Source organism: Natronococcus sp. A-GB1 (genome assembly GCF_029688845.1).
Classification (GTDB): domain Archaea; phylum Halobacteriota; class Halobacteria; order Halobacteriales; family Natrialbaceae; genus Natronococcus.
In genome coordinates this window covers 339,111-355,855 of record NZ_JARUKW010000002.1, presented here as the reverse complement: position 1 = coordinate 355,855, position 16,745 = coordinate 339,111, and the positions used below count along the sequence as shown (strand labels likewise).

The following is a 16,745-nucleotide window of genomic DNA, read 5'->3' as shown; positions in this document are numbered from 1 at the left end:
ATGTCCGCTATTCGAGTAGAAAACCTCACAAAACGGTACGGGGAGACGGTCGCTCTCGACGACGTCTCGTTCGAGATCGAAGAGGGGGAGTTCGTCGTCGTCCTCGGCATCTCGGGGTCGGGAAAGTCGACGCTTCTCAGGTGTATCAACGGACTCGCCGCGCCGACCGAAGGCGCAGTGTACGTCCAGGACGAACCGGTCACGTCCCACAGAAACGACGTCTCGATGGTCTTCCAGCAGCACAACGTCATCGAGGGAATGAGTGCATACTCGAACGCGCTCACCGGCGCGCTGAGCCGGGCCGATTACCTGGAGAGCGTGCTCCGATTTAACGACCGCGAGGACAAGATCAAAGCACTCGAGGCGCTCGAGACGGTCGGACTGCTCGACGAGGCCGAGCAGCGAGCCGGTCGCATGAGCGGTGGCCAACAACAGCGGGTCGGCATCGCCAGGGCACTCGTTCAGGAGTCGGATATCCTGCTCGCCGACGAACCGGTCGCGAGTCTCGATCCCGGCAGTGCACAGACGGTCATGGGGTATCTCCGTTCCGCGGCCGAACAGCGCGGCCTGACCGCAATGATCAGTCTCCACCAGGTCAACCTCGCTCGACAGTTCGGACAGCGGTTCATCGGGCTTGCGGACGGAAAGCTGGTCTTCGACGGCTACGGTGACGAACTGACCCTCGACGTGATCGACGAGCTGTACGGCGGGATCGACATGGAAGAGTTCCTGTCGACCGGCGACGACAAGCGGGAGGCGACCCAATGAGTACCGATGCGGACACCGCCATCGAACAGCGGTTAGAGGAGATCCGGCTGACCCGTCGGGTCCGGTGGATCATGTACGGACTCCTCTCGGTGCTGTTCGTCGTTGCGCTCTACGGCTCGATACGGCTGATGGATTTCTCCTTTAGCTACCTCTACCAGCAGTGGCCGTACTTCACCGACCAGATCGTCAACTACGTCCCGGACCTCGAGTTCCTCATCGAGGAGAACCTGCCGCTCGAGGCTGGAATCACGCTCGCGATGGGGTTCGTCGGAACCGTCTTCGGGATCCCCTTCGCGCTCGCACTGGGCGTCCTCGGGAGCGGCCGGGTAACCCCCTTCCCGTTTAATTTCATCTTCCGGTCGATCATGGCCGTCTCCCGCGCGATCCCCGCGCTGGTCTGGTTCTTTATCTTCATCCCGCTGAGCGGACTCGGGGCGATCACCTCGACGATCGCGATCTTCGTCAGCACGATCGGTAACCTCGGCCGTCTCTTTACCGACGAACTCGAGGAGATCAAGGAAGGACCGATCGAGGCGATGGAGACAACCGGCGCCTCGAAGTCCCAGACGGTTAGCTTCGGGATGCTGAGCCAGGTCAAAACCTCCTTCATCGCCTGGACGCTGTACATCTTCGAGGTGAACGTCCGCCAGGCCGTCACGCTCGGCCTGCTCGGCGGCGGTGGCATCGGCGTCGTCATCGAGGTTCAGCAGGGAATGCGCGCCTACGACAACATGATGGCCGGGATCCTGGTCGTCTTCGTGCTGATCGTCGCCGTCGAGATGGTCAGTCAGCGCATTCGGTCCTACCTCCGCGACGACGAGGAGGCCGACGGGCTGATCGCGCTCATCGTCGGCTTTCCACAGCGGATGGCCGAATCGGCCGTCAAGTAACCCGTCAGCTCCAGTTTTCGACTCACTCGATCCGTTTTTCGGCTCACTCGAGATTTAGTTCACGTGCCCGCTCGAGAAACAGCGCCTTCGGGTCGGCGTCGGGATCGATCTCCGCGGGAGCGACCTCGAGCTGGGGTTTCTCTCGGCGTTCGCTCGGGAAGTGAACCGCGAGCTCGTACCGCCCGATCGCTCCGTCCGCGGCGTCGACCAGCCGTTCGTCCTCGGTCGTCAGCTCGAGTTCCACCGCATCCCGGACGGCCGCCTGAAGCCGACGCTCGGCGGCTGTGTACCCCGGAAGACTCCGCTTGACCGGGGCGGGAACGTCCGAGAGGTAGGCCTCGCTGGCGTCGTGAAGCAGTCCCCATCGCTGCGCCGCCCGACTCCCGTCCCGGGCCTCGACCTCGCGGCTGACGTGGACCGAATGGCGGGCGACGCTATGAAAGTGCTTCCCCTGTCCCGCGAACCGACTGAGATTCGACAGCGCGTGGGCGATGTCGGCCAGCTCGATTCGCTCGGGTTCGGGAGCCAGGGGCGTGATCGTTCCGCCCGTCCGAGTGTCGATCGGGGCGTGTCCGCCGTTGGCTTCCGCAAGGAGGTCCTGTAGCTCTCCCACGACCGACTCCACTCGCCGCCGAAGTTCGTCGTCCGCTTCCTCAGCCGTTCGAAGCGCTCGCGCCAGAGCTGTGACGTCGTCCTCGAACCGGGACGGATCCCCCAACTTGGCGGGCTCCACGTTCGGATCGGCCATACCGTCGTGGATCCGAGCGCGGAGAGAAAGATGTGGCGTTGCGAGTCCGACACCGCCCTCGAGTTTAAGTACCGGAGCGCGGCCAACGACCCCATGATCGACGACGCCATCCGCGTGCTCGCGGGCGACTGCACCGTCATCGCGGAGGATGCCGACCGATCGGAGTACCGCGGTCGAGTAACGACGATCGTCAAGCCCGACAACACCGTGCTCGTCCACGATATCGACGGCTACCAGCCCGTCGCCTGGCTCACCCGCGCCGACAGCGTCTCGAGCGACCGGGCGGGCGACTTCACGCTCGTCGCAAAGAAGGACACCCAGACGTTGCGGATCGCCGCTCACGAACAGGAGGGGTTCGCCCACTACCCGGCCTCGGCGGCGGGAACGCCAGTTGGGACCTGTCCGAACTGTGACGGCGCCCTCGTTCGCTCCTCGGGGGTCCACTGCGTCGACTGCGGCGACCGCTACGGGATTCCCTCGGACGCGACGATCCGCGAGGAGCGCTGTGCCTGTGGCCTCCCACGAATGCGCGTTGAGCGCGGGCTCGCGTTCGACGTCTGTCTCGACCGAGGCTGTGAGTCGCTGGACGAGGCCGTCCGCGAGGCGTTCGACCGCGAGTGGAACTGTCCGGAACCGAACTGTGACGGCGACCTGCAGATCCTCCGGCGGGGCGGACTGATCGCCGGCTGCGAGCACTATCCAGACTGTGACACCGGTTTCGCGGTGCCCGCCGGCGTCGTCGACGGCGACTGCGGCTGTGGGCTGCCGACGTTCGAGACCGGCACCGGCGCGCGCTGTCTCGACGCGACCTGTCGACGGGTCGGCGAGTACCGGGTCGAGGCCGGCGTCGACGACTGAACTGGCCGGAGCGGGCTCCGACGGGATCCACAGCCACTTAGTGATCCCCGGCAAAGAGCCGGGTATGTCACTCGAGGGGCGGTTCGAGGACGGCGTCGTCCGCGTCGGCGGCGACGCCCGCCAGCGCTATCACGACTCGCGGGGCTACGGCTATCCGCTCGAGGGCAACGAGATCGCCCTCGCGCCGGTCGAGGCGGCCCACCTGCTCTACCGGGGCGACCTCGCGGCCGTCGTCGACGGCGACGAACGACTCGACTTCCGATCGCTGCTGGCTCGCGAACCCGGTCCCGACTTCGGCGTCCGATTTCTGGTCTACGCCGACCTCCGCGAGCGAGGATTTTACCTCTCGCCCGCAGCGGAGCCGTGGCTCGAGGATCCTCCGGAGACGGAGTTCGCCGTTTTCCCCCGTGGAAAGGGACCTGAGGACGGGGAGATCGCCTACGCCCTGCGGGTGCTGGGCGAGCGGACCGATGTCGCCGGTCGGGACCTCGAGGCGGGCGTCCTCGCGGTCGTCGACGAGGAAAGCGAAATTACGTACTTCGAGGTGAACCGCCGGGATCCCACGGGATCCTCGGCGTCCGGACTCCCCGAGAGCTGCGAGGCGAACCTGCTCGCCGACCGGGTCGTCGTCTGGGAACCGCCCCTCGAGCTGTACGAAGAGACGTTCTACGGCCAGCCCCTCGAGGGTCGGGAGTACGACGAGCCGACCCTGCAGTGTTCGCTGCTCGAGGCGACCTATCTCGCCGAGGGGGGCGCACTCGACCTCGACCCCGCGACCGTCCGGGAACGGGGCCGCGAGGTCGAAGGCGAGCGGTTCGACCGCCGGCTACGGGTCTACGGCGAGCTCCGCGAGCGCGGGCTCGTCCCCAAGACGGGCTACAAGTTCGGCGCGGACTTCCGGACCTACGCCGACGTCGATTCGGTCGACGACCTGGGTCACTCCGAGCTGCTGGTGCGGGTCCACCCCGCCGACCACGTTTTCGAACCCCGCGACATCGCCCTCGACGTCCGGCTGGCCCACGGGGTCCGCAAGACGATGGTGTTCGCCCTGGTCGGCGATGACGGGATCGAGTGGTGGTCACTCGAGCGGCTGACCCCCTGACGAATTGTGAACCGCCTCGGGGTCAAGTCCCGAGGCACTCGGCCTGCTCCGCCTGTAGACCGTTCCGTACAAGTGTGGATTTCAGTAGTTCCCTCGATGCCATTTGAGCACTCTATGATTCGATAGTTCAGCCAGCGGTCGAATGCGAACAGTTAACAACGCCCATCAAGACCGTGATAGGTACACATGCCAAAGCCAGTCATCGCGTCGGTCGGCGCCTCGGCGCTCGGCCGCACGGACCTCCCGGGTCGCGACCTGTTCTCGGTCGCCCTCGCGGAGGCGTTCGACGAACTGCCCGACCCTGCCGACCTCGTCGAGGCGGTGTACGTCGGCAACCAGTCGGAGAGCTACGAACACCAGATCATGTACGGAACGCTTTTGGCCGAGTGGGCCGGCCTCCGTCACGTCCCCGCCGAACGGGTCGAGGGATGCGCCGCCGCAGGCGCACTCGCGTTGCGCCACGCGGTCAAAGACGTCCGCAACGGCGAACACGAGGCCGTACTCGCGTGCGGCGTCGAGAAGATGACGGCTGCGGGCACCAGCGGCGCGACGGACGCGCTGTCGGCGGCGTTCGACCGAGCTATCGAGCAACGCTCCGGTATCACCGCGCCCAGCCAGTACGCGCTGCTCGCCAAGCGCTACCTGCATGAGACGAACGCCACGGAACACGACCTCGCCGAAATCGCGGTCAAAAACCACGCTAACGCCGCTCGCAATCCACGGGCACAGTTTCCGAAGGAGATCGACGTGGCGACGGTGCTGGAATCTGATCCCATCGCCCCGCCGTTGAAACTCTACGACTGTGCGCCAGTTGGGGACGGCGCCGCCGCCATCCTCGTGACGACCGCCGAGCTGGCGGACGATCTCGACCGCCCGCAGGTACGCGTCGCGGGCAGCGGGGCGTCCGCAAACAACATCGCGGTCGCCGAGCGAGACATGACCGACATCGCGGGCGCTCGCATCGCCGCCGAAACGGCCTACGAGGAAGCGGGCATCGACGCCACAGACGTCGATTTCGCGGAAGTCCACGACGCCTTCACTGTCTGTGAGGCGCTGCTCGCGGAGGCCGCCGGCTTCGCTCCCGCCGGAACGGGCTATCAGAGCTACCAGTCGCCAGCGGAGCGGGCAGACGGCTGGACGGACGTGCAGTTGAGTCCGAGCGGCGGACTGAAGGCCCGCGGCCACCCCATCGGCGCGACCGGGCTCTTGCAGGCGCTCGAAGCCTACGAACAGCTCACGGGAGCTGCGGGCGACCGCGCGGTCGAGGGGGCCGAGACGGCCTTGTTGCTCAACGAAGGGGGCGTCGCAGACGCCGTCACCGTTGGTCATGTGCTCACGACGGCAGAGGCACCATGACTGACGGTGACCTCGATGCAGCCGACCCGCGGACACTTCCGGGCTTTTTCGACGCCCTTGCGGACGGCGAACTCCTGGGCGGAGTCTGTGCGGACTGTGGACAGGTGCTGTTACCGCCGCGGCCGGCCTGCTACGGCTGCGGCAGTCGTGCCGTCGACGTCGAACCACGGTCGCGCGAGGGCCAGGTCTTTTCGTATACGGAAGTCCACACGCCGCCGCCGGCGTTCGAAGCGGACGCACCCTACACGGTCGCCGTCGTAGAACTCGCAGACGGTGGCCGCCTTCTTGGGCGCGTGGCCGCCGACTACGCCGACGTCGCCATCGGTGCCTCGGTCGAACTCACGGTGCACGAACCGACGGCCGCAGAACGGGAGGTCGCGCTCGACTACGAGACCGACTGGCCGGTCCACATCTTCGAGCCACGGTGAGGGTCAGGCCCGGACCCACGCCGAATGTCGGTGGCCAATCAAATGACTCGGTCTGTTCAGATCCAAACCCAAACTCCTGCTACTCGGCTCCAGGAATCTCGGCGCCCTCGTGCTCGAGCAGGCGCCGTTTCATATCGAGTCCGCCGGCGTAGCCGGTGAGCGAGTCGCTGCTCACGACGCGATGGCAGGGGACGATCACGGGAACCGGATTCCGACCGCAGGCCTGCCCGACGGCGATCGGGGCGGTCTCGAGTTCCGCGGCGAGGTCGCCGTAAGTGCGCGTCTCGCCGTACGGAATTCGCTCCATCGCGCGCATCACCTTCCCAGTGAAGGTGTCAGGGGAATCGACCTCGAGGGTGAAGCACTCTCTCGTGCCGGTTTCGTACTCCCGCAGCTGTTCACGAACGAGCGTCGGGTCCGCGTCGATTCGCCTATCCTCGAGCTCGAGTTCGCCGTCGAAGAGTCGGACGTTCATACCCGACGATCGGCCGCGGACCACTTCGCTATCGGGGTCGCAAATCCGAAGCCGAAGCCTTTTGCGCGCTGGCGCGCCAAAACGCAGCTAATGACCGGAGACGAGCCAGCCGAGGAGTCCGAGTCAGGAGAACCGATCGCGGACGGCGGGGCAGCCGGAGCCGACGACGTCGCGCTGGATCCGTGGGGCTCCTCGGCCGTCTCCGACTACCGGAAGCTATTCGAGGAGTTCGGCATCGAGGAGTTCGACGAGGTGCTCGAGGAGGTGCCCAACCCCCACTACCTGATGCGCCGCGGGGTCATCTTCGGCCACCGGGACTACCGAGCGGTCGCCGAGGCGCTACGGAAGGGCGAGGACGCCGCGGTCCTCTCGGGCTTCATGCCTACCGGCGACCCCCACATCGGCCACAAGCTCGTCTTCGACGAGATCATCTGGCACCAGCAGCAGGGCGCCGACGCCTACGGGCTGATCGCCGATCTCGAGGCGAACTCGGCCCGCGGGATGAGCTGGGATGAGATCGACGAGCACGCCCGGGACTACCTCCTCTCGCTGCTCGCGCTCGGATTCGATCCCGACGAGGGGACACTCTACCGCCAGTCGACGAACCGGGAGGTCCAGGATCTGGCCTTCGATATCGGCGCCGACGCCAACTTCTCGGAGTTCCAGGCGATCTACGGCTTCGACGGCGAGACCGACGTCTCGCACATGCAGTCGGTCGTCACCCAGATGGCCGACATCCTCTACCCCCAGCTCGAAGAGCCCAAGCCGACCGTCATCCCGGTCGGTCCCGACCAGGACCCCCACGTCCGCCTGGCCCGCGACCTGGCCGAGCGCACCCGCTTTTTCAAAGTCTCGGAGGCGTACGCGAGTTTCGAGCTCGAGGAGGAGGAGCGCGACCTCGTCGCCGACTTCCACGAGAAGCTCGATCCGGCCGAGTTCGACGACGACCAGCTCCGGTGTGTCCACGTTGCGGAGGCGATCGAGGAGACCCCCCTCGAGGAGCTCGGCGTCGCGGCCGACACCCTGAGTACGGTGCTGACGAAACTCGAGGAGGCCGGCATGGAACCCGTCCGCCCGCGAACCCGCTTCTTCGATCGGCGGGCGACCGACGAGGCGTTCGACACCCTGATCGAGGCAATCGACGGCGAGAAGCGCGTCTACGAGAATCACGTCGACGCCTTCGAACTCGACCGAGCGGAGGCCGAGGAGCTGGCCCGCAAGGTCGAGGTCGACAACGGCGGCTACGGCTTCCGCCCGCCGTCGTCGATCTACCACCGCTTCATGACCGGGTTGACGGGCGGGAAGATGTCCTCGTCCGTTCCGGCGAGCCACATCTCGCTGCTCGACGACCCTGAGACGGGGTACGACAAAGTCAAATCCGCGACGACCGGGGGCCGCGAAACGGCCGAAGAGCAACGCGAGAAGGGCGGAAAGGCCGACGAGTGCCCGGTCTACGAACTGTACGCCTACCTGCTGGCCGGCGACGACGACGAGTTCGCCAAACGGGTGTACGACGAGTGTGTCGGCGGCGAACGGCTCTGTGGCGACTGCAAGGAACAGGCCGCCCAGCTCATGAAGGAGTTCCTCGAGGAACACCAGGAGAAGCGCGAAGAGGTCGAGGAACTGCTCGAGGCAGCCGATATCGAGCTCGAGTCGCCGCGGAAGGCCTGATTAACTCCTCCGAGGGTGTCATAGAACGGTTCGTATACCTCTCTTCAACTACCAGACAGACGGTACGTACAGACCAAGCAGTTACCACTCAATATACCGACTATCGGAGTCGGTCAATAATATTAATCGTGCCGGGATACGACCACGCTGACCCGGACGCCGCTTTCCACGTAGCCACAATAGCAAACACAAATGTAGCGGAACCCAAGACCGCAAATGCGAGTAGCACGGGGAGACCAATTAAGCCGAAGGCCGTATCGAAGGGAGAGGGCAACGACATTGTGAGCGAAAGCACGAACGAAACGGCCCACAGAACCTGAACAATGATGTGCCAATTAATCGCGTTTCGGGCGTTCTCTCGCGTAAATTCATGATTCGAGGCGGCATACACGATGGCAGGGCCGACAAAACTGGTGAAAAGCGCCAGTACGTGGACGAGAATGCCGCCCAGAGAACGATTTTTAGATTGATCGGAGCCAGATGGTGTCGCTGAGATGGCCATTACATCCTGTTAACTTTTATCATCATATATACCTTTTCGCTCAGTAAATATCCTACGTAGCGGTTGGTTCACTGGAATAGGGATGAAAGCAGCTCCACGAGAATAATTCTATGACACGCTCTCCTCCAGCTACCCGTATTGGTTCTCCGTGACGGCCCCCTCGTCAGCCGCCGATGGGTGGGACTGAAAGGGGCGACTCCGTTCGAGTCGGGAGGCTCCGTGCGGTCCTCGCCTGACGGCTGCGGTCCTACGGTCGCCTGCCTTCCTCGAACTGAATCAGGGCTTTCGGAGTAGTGCTGTCGCGTGGAACACTACCGGCCGAAGGATAAATTCCGAATAGCGAACGTCGCGTAACGCTTTTGCACCACCGTTGCAATCGTTCTCACATGGCATCCGAACCCTGCGATCGGCGCGTCGTCCGCCAGTCAGCTACGGCTCAGGGGTTCGGCTTCTTTTTCGCCCGGTAACCGGGCCGGTGGACTCGAGGGCGATCACACCGATCGTCCTCGGCGAAACCGTCCGCGACTGTCGCGCCCTCGAGCGGCGCCCGAGTCGGGCAGTCCGATCGAGGAGCGCACGCCGAACGGAGTCGGAACCGCTAACTGACCGACCGACAGCCATTCAGACAAGCGAATGCAACTACCAGAATCACAGGTCGCGGTCCTCGAGGCCGCGAACGCCGACGAGGCGACGCCCGTCGACGCCCTCGCCGCGGCGACCGACCTGCCGCCCGAAACCGTCACCGGGGCGGCCTTCGAGCTCGAGGAGCAGGGACTGGTCGCCGTCACGGAACGTGTCGACGAAACGATCTCGCTCACCGACGAGGGACGGACGTACGTCGAGGACGGCCTGCCCGAGGTCCGGCTTTACGAGGCCGCTCTCGAGGCCGGCGCCGACGCCGACCCCGTCCCGATGGGGCAGGTTATCGGAAGTTCGGGACTCGAGGGCGCAGAGGTCGACATCGCGCTCTCGAACTACGCCCGGAAGGGTTACGGCTCGATCGACAGCGGCGAAATCATGGCCGATCCCGACGCCGACCCCGCCGCGGATCCGGAGGCCAACGCCCTCGAGTCGCTCGCCGACGGGGGGACGCTCGAGGCGGGCGACGTCCTCGATCAGCTCGAGCGCCGCGGACTCGCCGAGGTCGCCGAATCGACGATCCGCGAGGTGGAACTCACCGAGCAGGGCGTGACGGAGCTGATGGCCGGCGTCGAAACTGCCGAGACCGTCGGCCAGGTGACCCCCGAGCTGCTCACCAGCGGCGACTGGCAGGACGTCGAGTTCGCCGAGTACAACGTCGAGGCCGACGCCGAGACCGTCGAGGGCGGGCGCGTCCACGTCCTCCGGGAGATGTCCGAACGCGTCAAGGACGTCCTCGTCGGGATGGGCTTCGAGGAGATGGACGGCCCCCACGCCGACGCGGACTTCTGGATCAACGACTGCCTGTTCATGCCCCAGGACCACCCCGCCAGAACGCACTGGGACCGCTTCGCCCTCGAGCAGCCGACGCACATCGACGAGCTTCCAGAGGATCTCGTCGAACGCGTCGAGCGCGCCCACCGGGAGGGAGTCGGCGAGGACGGCGAGGGGTACCACTCGCCCTGGGATGAGGACTTCGCGCGGGCACTCGCCCTGCGGGGGCACACGACCTCGCTCTCCACGCGGTACCTTTCGGGCGAGGAAATCGGCGAAATCGAACCGCCCGCCCGCTACTTCAGCGTCGAGAAGGCCTACCGCAACGATACGCTGGACGCGACCCACCTGCTCGAGTTCTACCAGATCGAGGGCTGGGTGATGGCCGAGGATCTCTCGGTGCGAGACCTGATGGGAACGTTCGAGGAGTTCTACGCCCAGTTCGGCATCGAGGATATCCAGTTCAAACCGCACTACAACCCCTACACCGAACCGAGCTTCGAGCTCTTCGGCACCCATCCGACGACGGGCGAACTGATCGAGATCGGTAACTCGGGGATCTTCCGCGAAGAGATGCTCGAGCCCCTCGGCGTCGACTGCGACGTCATGGCCTGGGGGCTCGCGCTCGAACGGCTCGCGATGCTCGCGACCGGCGCGGAGGATATCCGTGACCTCCACGGGACGCTTGCCGACCTCGAGTTCCTGCGGAACGCGGAGGTGACCTACTGATGCCAACCGTCGACATCGACCCCGACGAGCTGCGCGAGCTGACTGGCCACGAGGAAAAAAGCGACGAGGAACTGCAGGAGGAGCTGTTCGGCCTCGGCCTCGAGTTCGAGGGCTGGACCGAAGACGACGAGTTCGAACTCGAGTTCGCGCCCGACCGCCTCGATCGGCTCTCGGTCGAGGGCGTCGCTCGCTCGATGCGCTACCAGTACGGCGACGCCCGCGGCGTGCACGTTCCCTCCACTAACTCCGCCGAGTGGACGATCGAGGTCGACGAGTCGGTCCCCGACGAGCGACCCTACGTCACGGGCGCGGTGATCCGCGACGTCGATCTCGACGAGGACGGGCTGGACTCGCTCATCCAGCTCCAGGAGAAGCTCCACGCGACGATGGGCCGCAAGCGCGCGAAGGGCGCGATCGGGATTCACGATCTGACGATGCTCAAGGGAAGTCCGGCCACCGAGGGCAACCCCACGATTCGGTACGTCGGCGTCGAACCCGACGGGGACCGGTTCGTCCCGCTCGATTCCGACGCCGAGCTGACGCCGGCAGAGGTCCTCGAGGAACACCAGACGGGTCGCGAGTACGCCGGCCTCGTCAGCGAGTACGAGCGCTACCCGGCAATCTACGACGACGTCGGACTGTTCTCGTTCCCGCCGGTGATCAACGGTCGTCGGACCGAGGTCTCGACCGATTCGCGCGATCTATTCGTCGAGATGACCGGCACCGATCAGTGGACGATCGACAAGATGCTGAACATCGTCTGCTACGCGCTCGCAGCGCGGGGTGCGACGCTCGAGGATGTCCGGGTCGAGTACCCCGACAGCGAGTTGGTGCGCCCCGACCTCTCGACGAAGACGAAACGGGTCGCCCACGACCGTATCGAGACCCTCCTCGGAATCGATCTCGATCCCGACGAGGTGATCGATCTGGCCGAGCGCTCGGGGCTCGCCGCCACGAGAAGCGAGAACGAAGCGACGGGCGACGACGGGAGTTCCATTACACCCCTGGAGGACCGAGACGGACTCGAGGAACGGGACAGCCCGACGGGTTCGGACGAGTCGAAAGCCGAGGGCGTGTCGACGGACGATCTCGTCTACGAGGTGGCGATCCCACCCTACCGCGTCGACGTGCTTCACCCGCTCGACGTCATCGATGACCTCGGACGGGCCTACGGGTTCAACGACCTCGAGCCCCGCTACCCCGAGGTCGGCACCGTCGGCGGCCGCCACGAGCGGTCCCGGCTCGAGCGCGCGGCTCGAACGCAGCTCGTCGGGCTCGGCTTCGAGGACATGCTCAACTTCCACATGATCGACGAGGGACAGAACTACGAGCGCCTCGGCGTGGAACCGGGGACTGACGCCTACGGTGCGGGCGAGCCTGCGACGATCAAGGAGCCCTACAGCGAGGACTACACGATGCTCCGAACCTGGTGTCTGCCCTCGCTGCTACAGGTGCTCGAGAACAACACCCACCGCGCGTACCCACAACACCTCTCGGAGGTCGGCTTCGCCGCCGAACTCGACGAAACCGAGAACACGGGGGTCGGCGAGGGACGCCACGTTGGGGCCGTCCTCGCGAGCCACGGTTCGGGCTACGAGGACGCCAAGGCGCGGCTTCAAGCGCTCGCCCGTGATTTCGACGTCGAACTCGAGACGCCCGCCACGGAGCATCCGACCTTCATCCCGGGTCGAGCGGCCGACGTCGTCATCGACGGCGAGGTCGTCGGTGTCGTCGGCGAGATCCACCCGAAAGTGCTCGTCGAGCACGACCTCGAGGTGCCCGTCGCGGCGTTCGAATTCGATATCGAGGCGCTACGGTAGAGCCGATCGAATCTGCGATCGAGTCGACGTTACTCTCTCGACCGTCAGTTCGGAAGAGAAGCGACCAGCGAACGGCCAGAAACGGTGTGGCTACCCGGATAGTCGGGAAACGTCGATCTCAGTTCATCGACGACCGCGAACGCCGGTTCGAAGCTGCGGCTATACGAAAACGGAACGGAACTCGGCGGAGCAAACGTCAAAACTCGTGTTCTACCTCTTCTTCGTTAGCTTTCTGGATGATGATCTTCCCGTCCCGGACGCGAACGAAAACTTCGTCGCCGATATCCATACCCGCGACTGCGAGTTCGTCCTCGTGGAGGTTCAGATGGACGTTGTGGTAGTTGCCGTCTTCGTCTTTCGCACCGCTTGGACTCAACTTCTTTTTCCGGACCATCGCGGGATTCTAGGTCGCATTTCGCCGTAGGATATACTTAAGTGTTTTCTACGACACAGCGAATGATCTCGTTTCGGATCCGAACCTACCGCGCGCCCGTGCCGTAGCACTGATTTGGGTGGATCACTGACCGGGTCGATCCAACAGGATCATTTAAACATAGTAGCGCAGTCCGTCGATTTTGGGGGATATCTTTATGTCTGATCGTGTGCAGAACTGACATGGAGGCTAAAACTATGGTACGTGAGGACGGAAAGCGAAACTTCGCACTGCGAGAATCGGGCGGCGACGAGACGAGCGTCTTCTCGGGAAACACGCCGCGACAGGCCGCACTCAAGGCGGCCCGCCGACTCGAGCCGGGCTCGAGCGAGGACGCGGCGGATCGAATCGAGCTCCGGCTCCGGGAGAAAGGTACCGACAAGGTCCACATCTACGACGGCTGGGCCTGGGAGGAGACCGCCCCCGACGACAAGCCCGACTGGATGCCCAGCGAGATCACGGAAGCGAACGTCGCCAAGAAGGGAATCGACCACCTCGAGGAGTAGCCGTCCGAGAACCGATTGTTTTGCGGAGGATGCCGTTCCGAACCGCGAGCCGAACGCTCGGTCGTAACTCGGGTTCCGGGTCCGTCCTCGAGGCGAGTCGAGCGATCGGCCGGGCCGAACGCGTCCGCTCCGACGCGCTTTTGACGCGGTCCGGCAAAGACTGAGCCAATGCGTACAGTCACGCTCGGTCCCGAAGGGACCTACTCGCACCGGGCAGCGAGCGCGATCGCCGAGGACGACGAGATCGGGTTCCGACAGTCGGTGACCTCGATCGTCGAGGCCGTCGCGACCGGCGAGTACGACCGCGGGATCGTTCCTATCGAGAACAGCATCGAAGGCAGCGTCACCGAGAGCCTGGATGCCGTCGCCGAGTACGACGTCGCGATCGTCCGCGAAATCGTCACCCCGATCCGCCACGCGCTGCTCGCCCAGGGGCCGGAGTTCGACACGATCGCCAGCCACTCCCAGGCGCTCGCGCAGTGTCGTTCCTACCTCGAGCGCGAGTATCCCGACGCGACCCTCGAGGCCGTCGCCAGCACCGCTCAGGGCGTCGAGTTCGCCCGCGACGACGCCTCGATCGCGGGGATCGGCCACCCCGCGAACGCCGACATCGAGAACGGGCTCGAGGTGCTCGCTGAGGACATCCAGGACCAGGACTCGAACGCGACGCGGTTTTTCGCGCTCGCGTCCGCCGACGAGCGCTCGACGGGCGGCGGGAAGTCGACGTTCGTCGTCTATCCGAACGCGAACTACCCCGGGCTGTTGCTCGAGCTGCTCGAGCCCTTCGCCGAGCGGGACATCAACCTCTCGCGCGTCGAGTCCCGACCCAGCGGCCAGCGACTCGGCGACTACGTCTTCCACATCGACGTCGAGGCGGGGCTGTACGAGTCCCGGACGATCGAGGCGCTCGAGGACATCGAGGAGCTAGCCGAGAAGGGGTGGGTGCGACGGCTCGGGTCGTACGATACCGAACACGTCGTCGAGTGAGTGAGGGGTGCTCGAGCGTCTCGGTCGCGGATCGACGGTTTCTTCGCCCTCCTCGAGGGCGGTCGGCGGCGATCAGTAGTGTCCCATCACCCCGGCTGCTCGAGCGCGGTCGGTACAGTATCGGAAGAGCGCGTAGCCGAGAACGAAGTACGTGATCCCCACGACCGCGAGCACCGAGAGCTCTGTAGGCTCGAGTTCCCAGAGTCGGACGCCCTCGTTCATTACCCGCTGCAGCAGGTAACTCCCCTGCGTAAGCGGGAGCAGCTTCAACACGACGAACTCCGTCGAGGCGGGCCCGAGAGCGATACAGGCGACGAGCGCGAACTTGACGAGGCCGAAGACCGCGCTGACGTTCTTGTAACGGACCGTCGCGCCGCCGAACAGCAGCCCGAGTCCGATCGTCGACAGAAGCGTGAGGACGACGATCGGAACGATACTGAGGAGGTCGAGCGAGATCGATTCTCCCGTCGTCAGGAGCATCAGCGCGAGCATCGCGAACCCGACCGAGAACGTTACCAGCAGCGAACTGAGCGACAACAACACCGCGATAGGGCCGAAACCGATCGGTGAGAGGTACAGCTGTTCCAGGGTTCCCCACTTCGCCTCGGTCGCGAACAGCCCCGCGAGCGACTGGTAGGAGGCGTTCGCCATGACGAACAGAAAGAAACCGACGATCAGTGCACCGAGCGTCTCGCCGAAACTCGGGCCGACGAGCGAGCGCCCGCCGACGTAGACCAGAAGGAACAGCGCGTACAGACCCAGTACCGCACCAGCGGTGTTCAGTGGGTACCGTCGCATGATGAGCAGATCCCGCCGTACCAGCGCGGACAGTGCCGATGTGAGTGCGGTCGGCGACCTCGAGTAGCGCCCGCTCATGGCGCGCCCCGCAGTGGACGCCGTTCGAGCGGTCGGGACCGCTCGAACGAAAGCGAGTCGAGGACGGCCTCGAGGCTTCCCTCGAGAGTCCGAACCGACTCGATCTGCGAGCCGTGTGCGACCATCGCACCGGTTAGCTCGTGAATACGGTTGCCGTCCGGAACGGCAACCTCCAGCGCCGTCCGGTCTCGAAGCTCGGTACAGGAGACGATCTCGTACGCTCGTTCGATTTCGCCTCGTGCGGACGACGAGAGTGTCCCCTCGACGACCAGCTCGTACACCTCCGTTCGGAAAATATCGACCAGGTTTTCGACGGAGTCGTCCGCCACAACGTGGCCGTCGTCGAGGACGATACCCCGATCACAGATCGACTCGATCGCGTGCAGATCGTGACTCGAGAGCACGATAGTCGTTCCGTGCTGCTCCGCGAGGTCGACGAGCGACGATTGGAGCTCAAGCGACCCCTCGGTGTCGAGTCCGATCGTCGGTTCGTCCAAGAACAGTATCTCGGGGTCCTGTACGAGCGCCGCTGCCAGCGAGACTCGCTGTTTTTGCCCTCGAGAGAGATCGTTCACCACCGCCGTTGAGAGGTCGGCGAGGTCCAATCGATCGATGACCTCGCGGATCCGGTCGCGCTCGTCACCGCGTCCCGCGGCGTTCATCCGGCTAAAAAACTCGAGGTTCTCCCGGACCGTTAGCCGCCAGTACGTGCTTCGAGCGCCCTCGAGCACCGCGGCCATCGTCGCGTGAGCGCGATGTGGATGCTCCGCGACGTCGGTTCCATCGACTCGAACACGTCCTCCCGTCGGAGAGACCAGCCCGAGGAACGTCTTGAGAAGTGTCGTCTTTCCGGCCCCGTTCGGTCCGATCAGTCCGACGATCGTTCCCGGTTCGATCTGCAGATCGATACCGTCGACTGCACGAACTGTTTCTTCTGCTCGATCGTACGCCACGACCAGATTCTCGACAGAAATGATTGGGTCTGTGGTTGGATCATCATTCTCAGTCATACAGCGAATCGGGGCCTCGTGATCGTACAAATAATCTTGCACCAATCCGCGGCGAGCGAGGTGCTTCCGGCACCACGTCGTCTTTCAAGTTTATAACCGAAAGCGAGGCCATTCGGACTCGGGTGACATACCCATGCTACAATACATCGAAGCTGGATACGATGGCGATACGC

The 16,745-nt window shown here is 64.7% G+C and carries 17 protein-coding genes; 11 read left to right on the top strand and 6 right to left on the bottom strand.

All coding sequences use genetic code 11. The annotated features are described in order from the left end of the window. Together phnC and phnE are read left to right on the top strand one after the other, a co-directional pair. The gene (gene phnC / locus QA600_RS04395) at positions 1–768 is read left to right on the top strand and encodes a phosphonate ABC transporter ATP-binding protein (protein WP_278290741.1); all 768 of its coding nucleotides are present in this window, start codon (positions 1–3) and stop codon (positions 766–768) included. Next, positions 765–1,658 (top strand): phosphonate ABC transporter, permease protein PhnE, encoded by an 894-nt coding sequence (gene phnE / locus QA600_RS04390; protein WP_278290740.1) that lies wholly within the window; start codon positions 765–767, stop codon positions 1,656–1,658. The genes phnC and phnE overlap by 4 nt, the downstream gene beginning before the upstream one ends. Before the next feature lie 43 nt (positions 1,659–1,701). On the opposite strand, the gene QA600_RS04385 is transcribed toward phnE, so the two are convergent. Beyond that, positions 1,702–2,406 carry a hypothetical protein gene (locus QA600_RS04385; protein WP_278290739.1) on the bottom strand — a complete coding sequence of 235 codons (705 nt, stop codon included), beginning with the start codon at positions 2,404–2,406 and terminating at the stop codon, positions 1,702–1,704. Positions 2,407–2,499: 93 nt separating this feature from the next. On the opposite strand from QA600_RS04385, the gene QA600_RS04380 reads away from it, so the two are divergent. From QA600_RS04380 to QA600_RS04365, 4 genes are all read left to right on the top strand, one after another. Beyond that, on the top strand, positions 2,500–3,264 hold the full coding sequence (locus QA600_RS04380) for an endonuclease NucS (protein ID WP_278290765.1): 765 nt from the start codon (positions 2,500–2,502) through the stop codon (positions 3,262–3,264). 64 nt (positions 3,265–3,328) lie between these two features. Further along, entirely contained in the window at positions 3,329–4,366 is a 1,038-nt protein-coding gene (endA, locus tag QA600_RS04375) for a tRNA-intron lyase (RefSeq protein WP_278290738.1), read from the top strand. A 186-nt stretch (positions 4,367–4,552) separates the two neighbouring features. Beyond that, positions 4,553–5,722, top strand: coding sequence for a beta-ketoacyl synthase N-terminal-like domain-containing protein (locus QA600_RS04370; protein ID WP_278290737.1), 1,170 nt, complete (start codon positions 4,553–4,555; stop codon positions 5,720–5,722). Further along, positions 5,719–6,150: a Zn-ribbon domain-containing OB-fold protein gene (locus QA600_RS04365; RefSeq protein ID WP_278290736.1), complete on the top strand. Its 432-nt coding sequence runs from the start codon at positions 5,719–5,721 to the stop codon at positions 6,148–6,150. The genes QA600_RS04370 and QA600_RS04365 overlap by 4 nt, the downstream gene beginning before the upstream one ends. A 79-nt stretch (positions 6,151–6,229) precedes the next feature. Here the strand turns inward: QA600_RS04365 and QA600_RS04360 are convergent, their stop codons facing one another. Further along, complete coding sequence (locus QA600_RS04360; RefSeq protein ID WP_278290735.1) at positions 6,230–6,625, bottom strand: MGMT family protein; 396 nt, start codon at positions 6,623–6,625, stop codon at positions 6,230–6,232. A gap of 90 nt (positions 6,626–6,715) precedes the next feature. On the opposite strand from QA600_RS04360, the gene QA600_RS04355 reads away from it, so the two are divergent. Continuing rightward, positions 6,716–8,296 carry a tryptophan--tRNA ligase gene (locus tag QA600_RS04355; RefSeq protein ID WP_278290734.1) on the top strand — a complete coding sequence of 527 codons (1,581 nt, stop codon included), beginning with the start codon at positions 6,716–6,718 and terminating at the stop codon, positions 8,294–8,296. A 100-nt stretch (positions 8,297–8,396) separates the two neighbouring features. Here the strand turns inward: QA600_RS04355 and QA600_RS04350 are convergent, their stop codons facing one another. Then, on the bottom strand, positions 8,397–8,798 hold the full coding sequence (locus QA600_RS04350) for a DUF4870 domain-containing protein (protein ID WP_278290733.1): 402 nt from the start codon (positions 8,796–8,798) through the stop codon (positions 8,397–8,399). A 633-nt stretch (positions 8,799–9,431) separates the two neighbouring features. On the opposite strand from QA600_RS04350, the gene QA600_RS04345 reads away from it, so the two are divergent. Together QA600_RS04345 and QA600_RS04340 are read left to right on the top strand one after the other, a co-directional pair. Next, positions 9,432–10,940, top strand: coding sequence for a phenylalanine--tRNA ligase subunit alpha (locus tag QA600_RS04345; RefSeq protein WP_278290732.1), 1,509 nt, complete (start codon positions 9,432–9,434; stop codon positions 10,938–10,940). After that, positions 10,940–12,760: a phenylalanine--tRNA ligase beta subunit-related protein gene (locus QA600_RS04340; protein WP_278290731.1), complete on the top strand. Its 1,821-nt coding sequence runs from the start codon at positions 10,940–10,942 to the stop codon at positions 12,758–12,760. The genes QA600_RS04345 and QA600_RS04340 overlap by 1 nt, the downstream gene beginning before the upstream one ends. 196 nt (positions 12,761–12,956) lie before the next feature. On the opposite strand, the gene QA600_RS04335 is transcribed toward QA600_RS04340, so the two are convergent. Next, positions 12,957–13,154 carry a hypothetical protein gene (locus tag QA600_RS04335; RefSeq protein ID WP_005555160.1) on the bottom strand — a complete coding sequence of 66 codons (198 nt, stop codon included), beginning with the start codon at positions 13,152–13,154 and terminating at the stop codon, positions 12,957–12,959. Between the two features lie 236 nt (positions 13,155–13,390). On the opposite strand from QA600_RS04335, the gene QA600_RS04330 reads away from it, so the two are divergent. Next, positions 13,391–13,699: a non-histone chromosomal MC1 family protein gene (locus tag QA600_RS04330; protein ID WP_005555158.1), complete on the top strand. Its 309-nt coding sequence runs from the start codon at positions 13,391–13,393 to the stop codon at positions 13,697–13,699. Positions 13,700–13,867: 168 nt separating this feature from the next. After that, positions 13,868–14,686, top strand: a complete 819-nt coding sequence (gene pheA, locus QA600_RS04325; RefSeq protein WP_278290730.1) for a prephenate dehydratase — start codon at positions 13,868–13,870, stop codon at positions 14,684–14,686. A gap of 72 nt (positions 14,687–14,758) precedes the next feature. Here pheA and QA600_RS04320 read toward each other — a convergent pair whose 3' ends face one another. Then, positions 14,759–15,562, bottom strand: a complete 804-nt coding sequence (locus tag QA600_RS04320) for an ABC transporter (protein ID WP_278290729.1) — start codon at positions 15,560–15,562, stop codon at positions 14,759–14,761. Beyond that, complete coding sequence (locus QA600_RS04315; RefSeq protein WP_278290728.1) at positions 15,559–16,572, bottom strand: ABC transporter ATP-binding protein; 1,014 nt, start codon at positions 16,570–16,572, stop codon at positions 15,559–15,561. Before QA600_RS04315 ends, QA600_RS04320 begins: the two co-directional genes overlap by 4 nt. Positions 16,573–16,745: the final 173 nt, after the last annotated feature.

Bases quoted from the DNA above. Each gene is read 5' to 3' on its own strand.
- QA600_RS04330 (WP_005555158.1), top strand. From the start codon at position 13,391: ATGGTACGTGAGGACGGAAAGCGAAACTTCGCACTGCGAGAATCGGGC.
- QA600_RS04345 (WP_278290732.1), top strand. From the start codon at position 9,432: ATGCAACTACCAGAATCACAGGTCGCGGTCCTCGAGGCCGCGAACGCC.
- QA600_RS04385 (WP_278290739.1), bottom strand. From the start codon at position 2,406: ATGGCCGATCCGAACGTGGAGCCCGCCAAGTTGGGGGATCCGTCCCGG.
- endA (WP_278290738.1), top strand. From the start codon at position 3,329: ATGTCACTCGAGGGGCGGTTCGAGGACGGCGTCGTCCGCGTCGGCGGC.
- QA600_RS04360 (WP_278290735.1), bottom strand. From the start codon at position 6,625: ATGAACGTCCGACTCTTCGACGGCGAACTCGAGCTCGAGGATAGGCGA.
- phnE (WP_278290740.1), top strand. From the start codon at position 765: ATGAGTACCGATGCGGACACCGCCATCGAACAGCGGTTAGAGGAGATC.
- QA600_RS04340 (WP_278290731.1), top strand. From the start codon at position 10,940: ATGCCAACCGTCGACATCGACCCCGACGAGCTGCGCGAGCTGACTGGC.
- QA600_RS04335 (WP_005555160.1), bottom strand. From the start codon at position 13,154: ATGGTCCGGAAAAAGAAGTTGAGTCCAAGCGGTGCGAAAGACGAAGAC.
- QA600_RS04355 (WP_278290734.1), top strand. From the start codon at position 6,716: ATGACCGGAGACGAGCCAGCCGAGGAGTCCGAGTCAGGAGAACCGATC.
- QA600_RS04370 (WP_278290737.1), top strand. From the start codon at position 4,553: ATGCCAAAGCCAGTCATCGCGTCGGTCGGCGCCTCGGCGCTCGGCCGC.
- QA600_RS04365 (WP_278290736.1), top strand. From the start codon at position 5,719: ATGACTGACGGTGACCTCGATGCAGCCGACCCGCGGACACTTCCGGGC.
- phnC (WP_278290741.1), top strand. From the start codon at position 1: ATGTCCGCTATTCGAGTAGAAAACCTCACAAAACGGTACGGGGAGACG.
- QA600_RS04315 (WP_278290728.1), bottom strand. From the start codon at position 16,572: ATGACTGAGAATGATGATCCAACCACAGACCCAATCATTTCTGTCGAG.
- pheA (WP_278290730.1), top strand. From the start codon at position 13,868: ATGCGTACAGTCACGCTCGGTCCCGAAGGGACCTACTCGCACCGGGCA.
- QA600_RS04320 (WP_278290729.1), bottom strand. From the start codon at position 15,562: ATGAGCGGGCGCTACTCGAGGTCGCCGACCGCACTCACATCGGCACTG.
- QA600_RS04350 (WP_278290733.1), bottom strand. From the start codon at position 8,798: ATGGCCATCTCAGCGACACCATCTGGCTCCGATCAATCTAAAAATCGT.
- QA600_RS04380 (WP_278290765.1), top strand. From the start codon at position 2,500: ATGATCGACGACGCCATCCGCGTGCTCGCGGGCGACTGCACCGTCATC.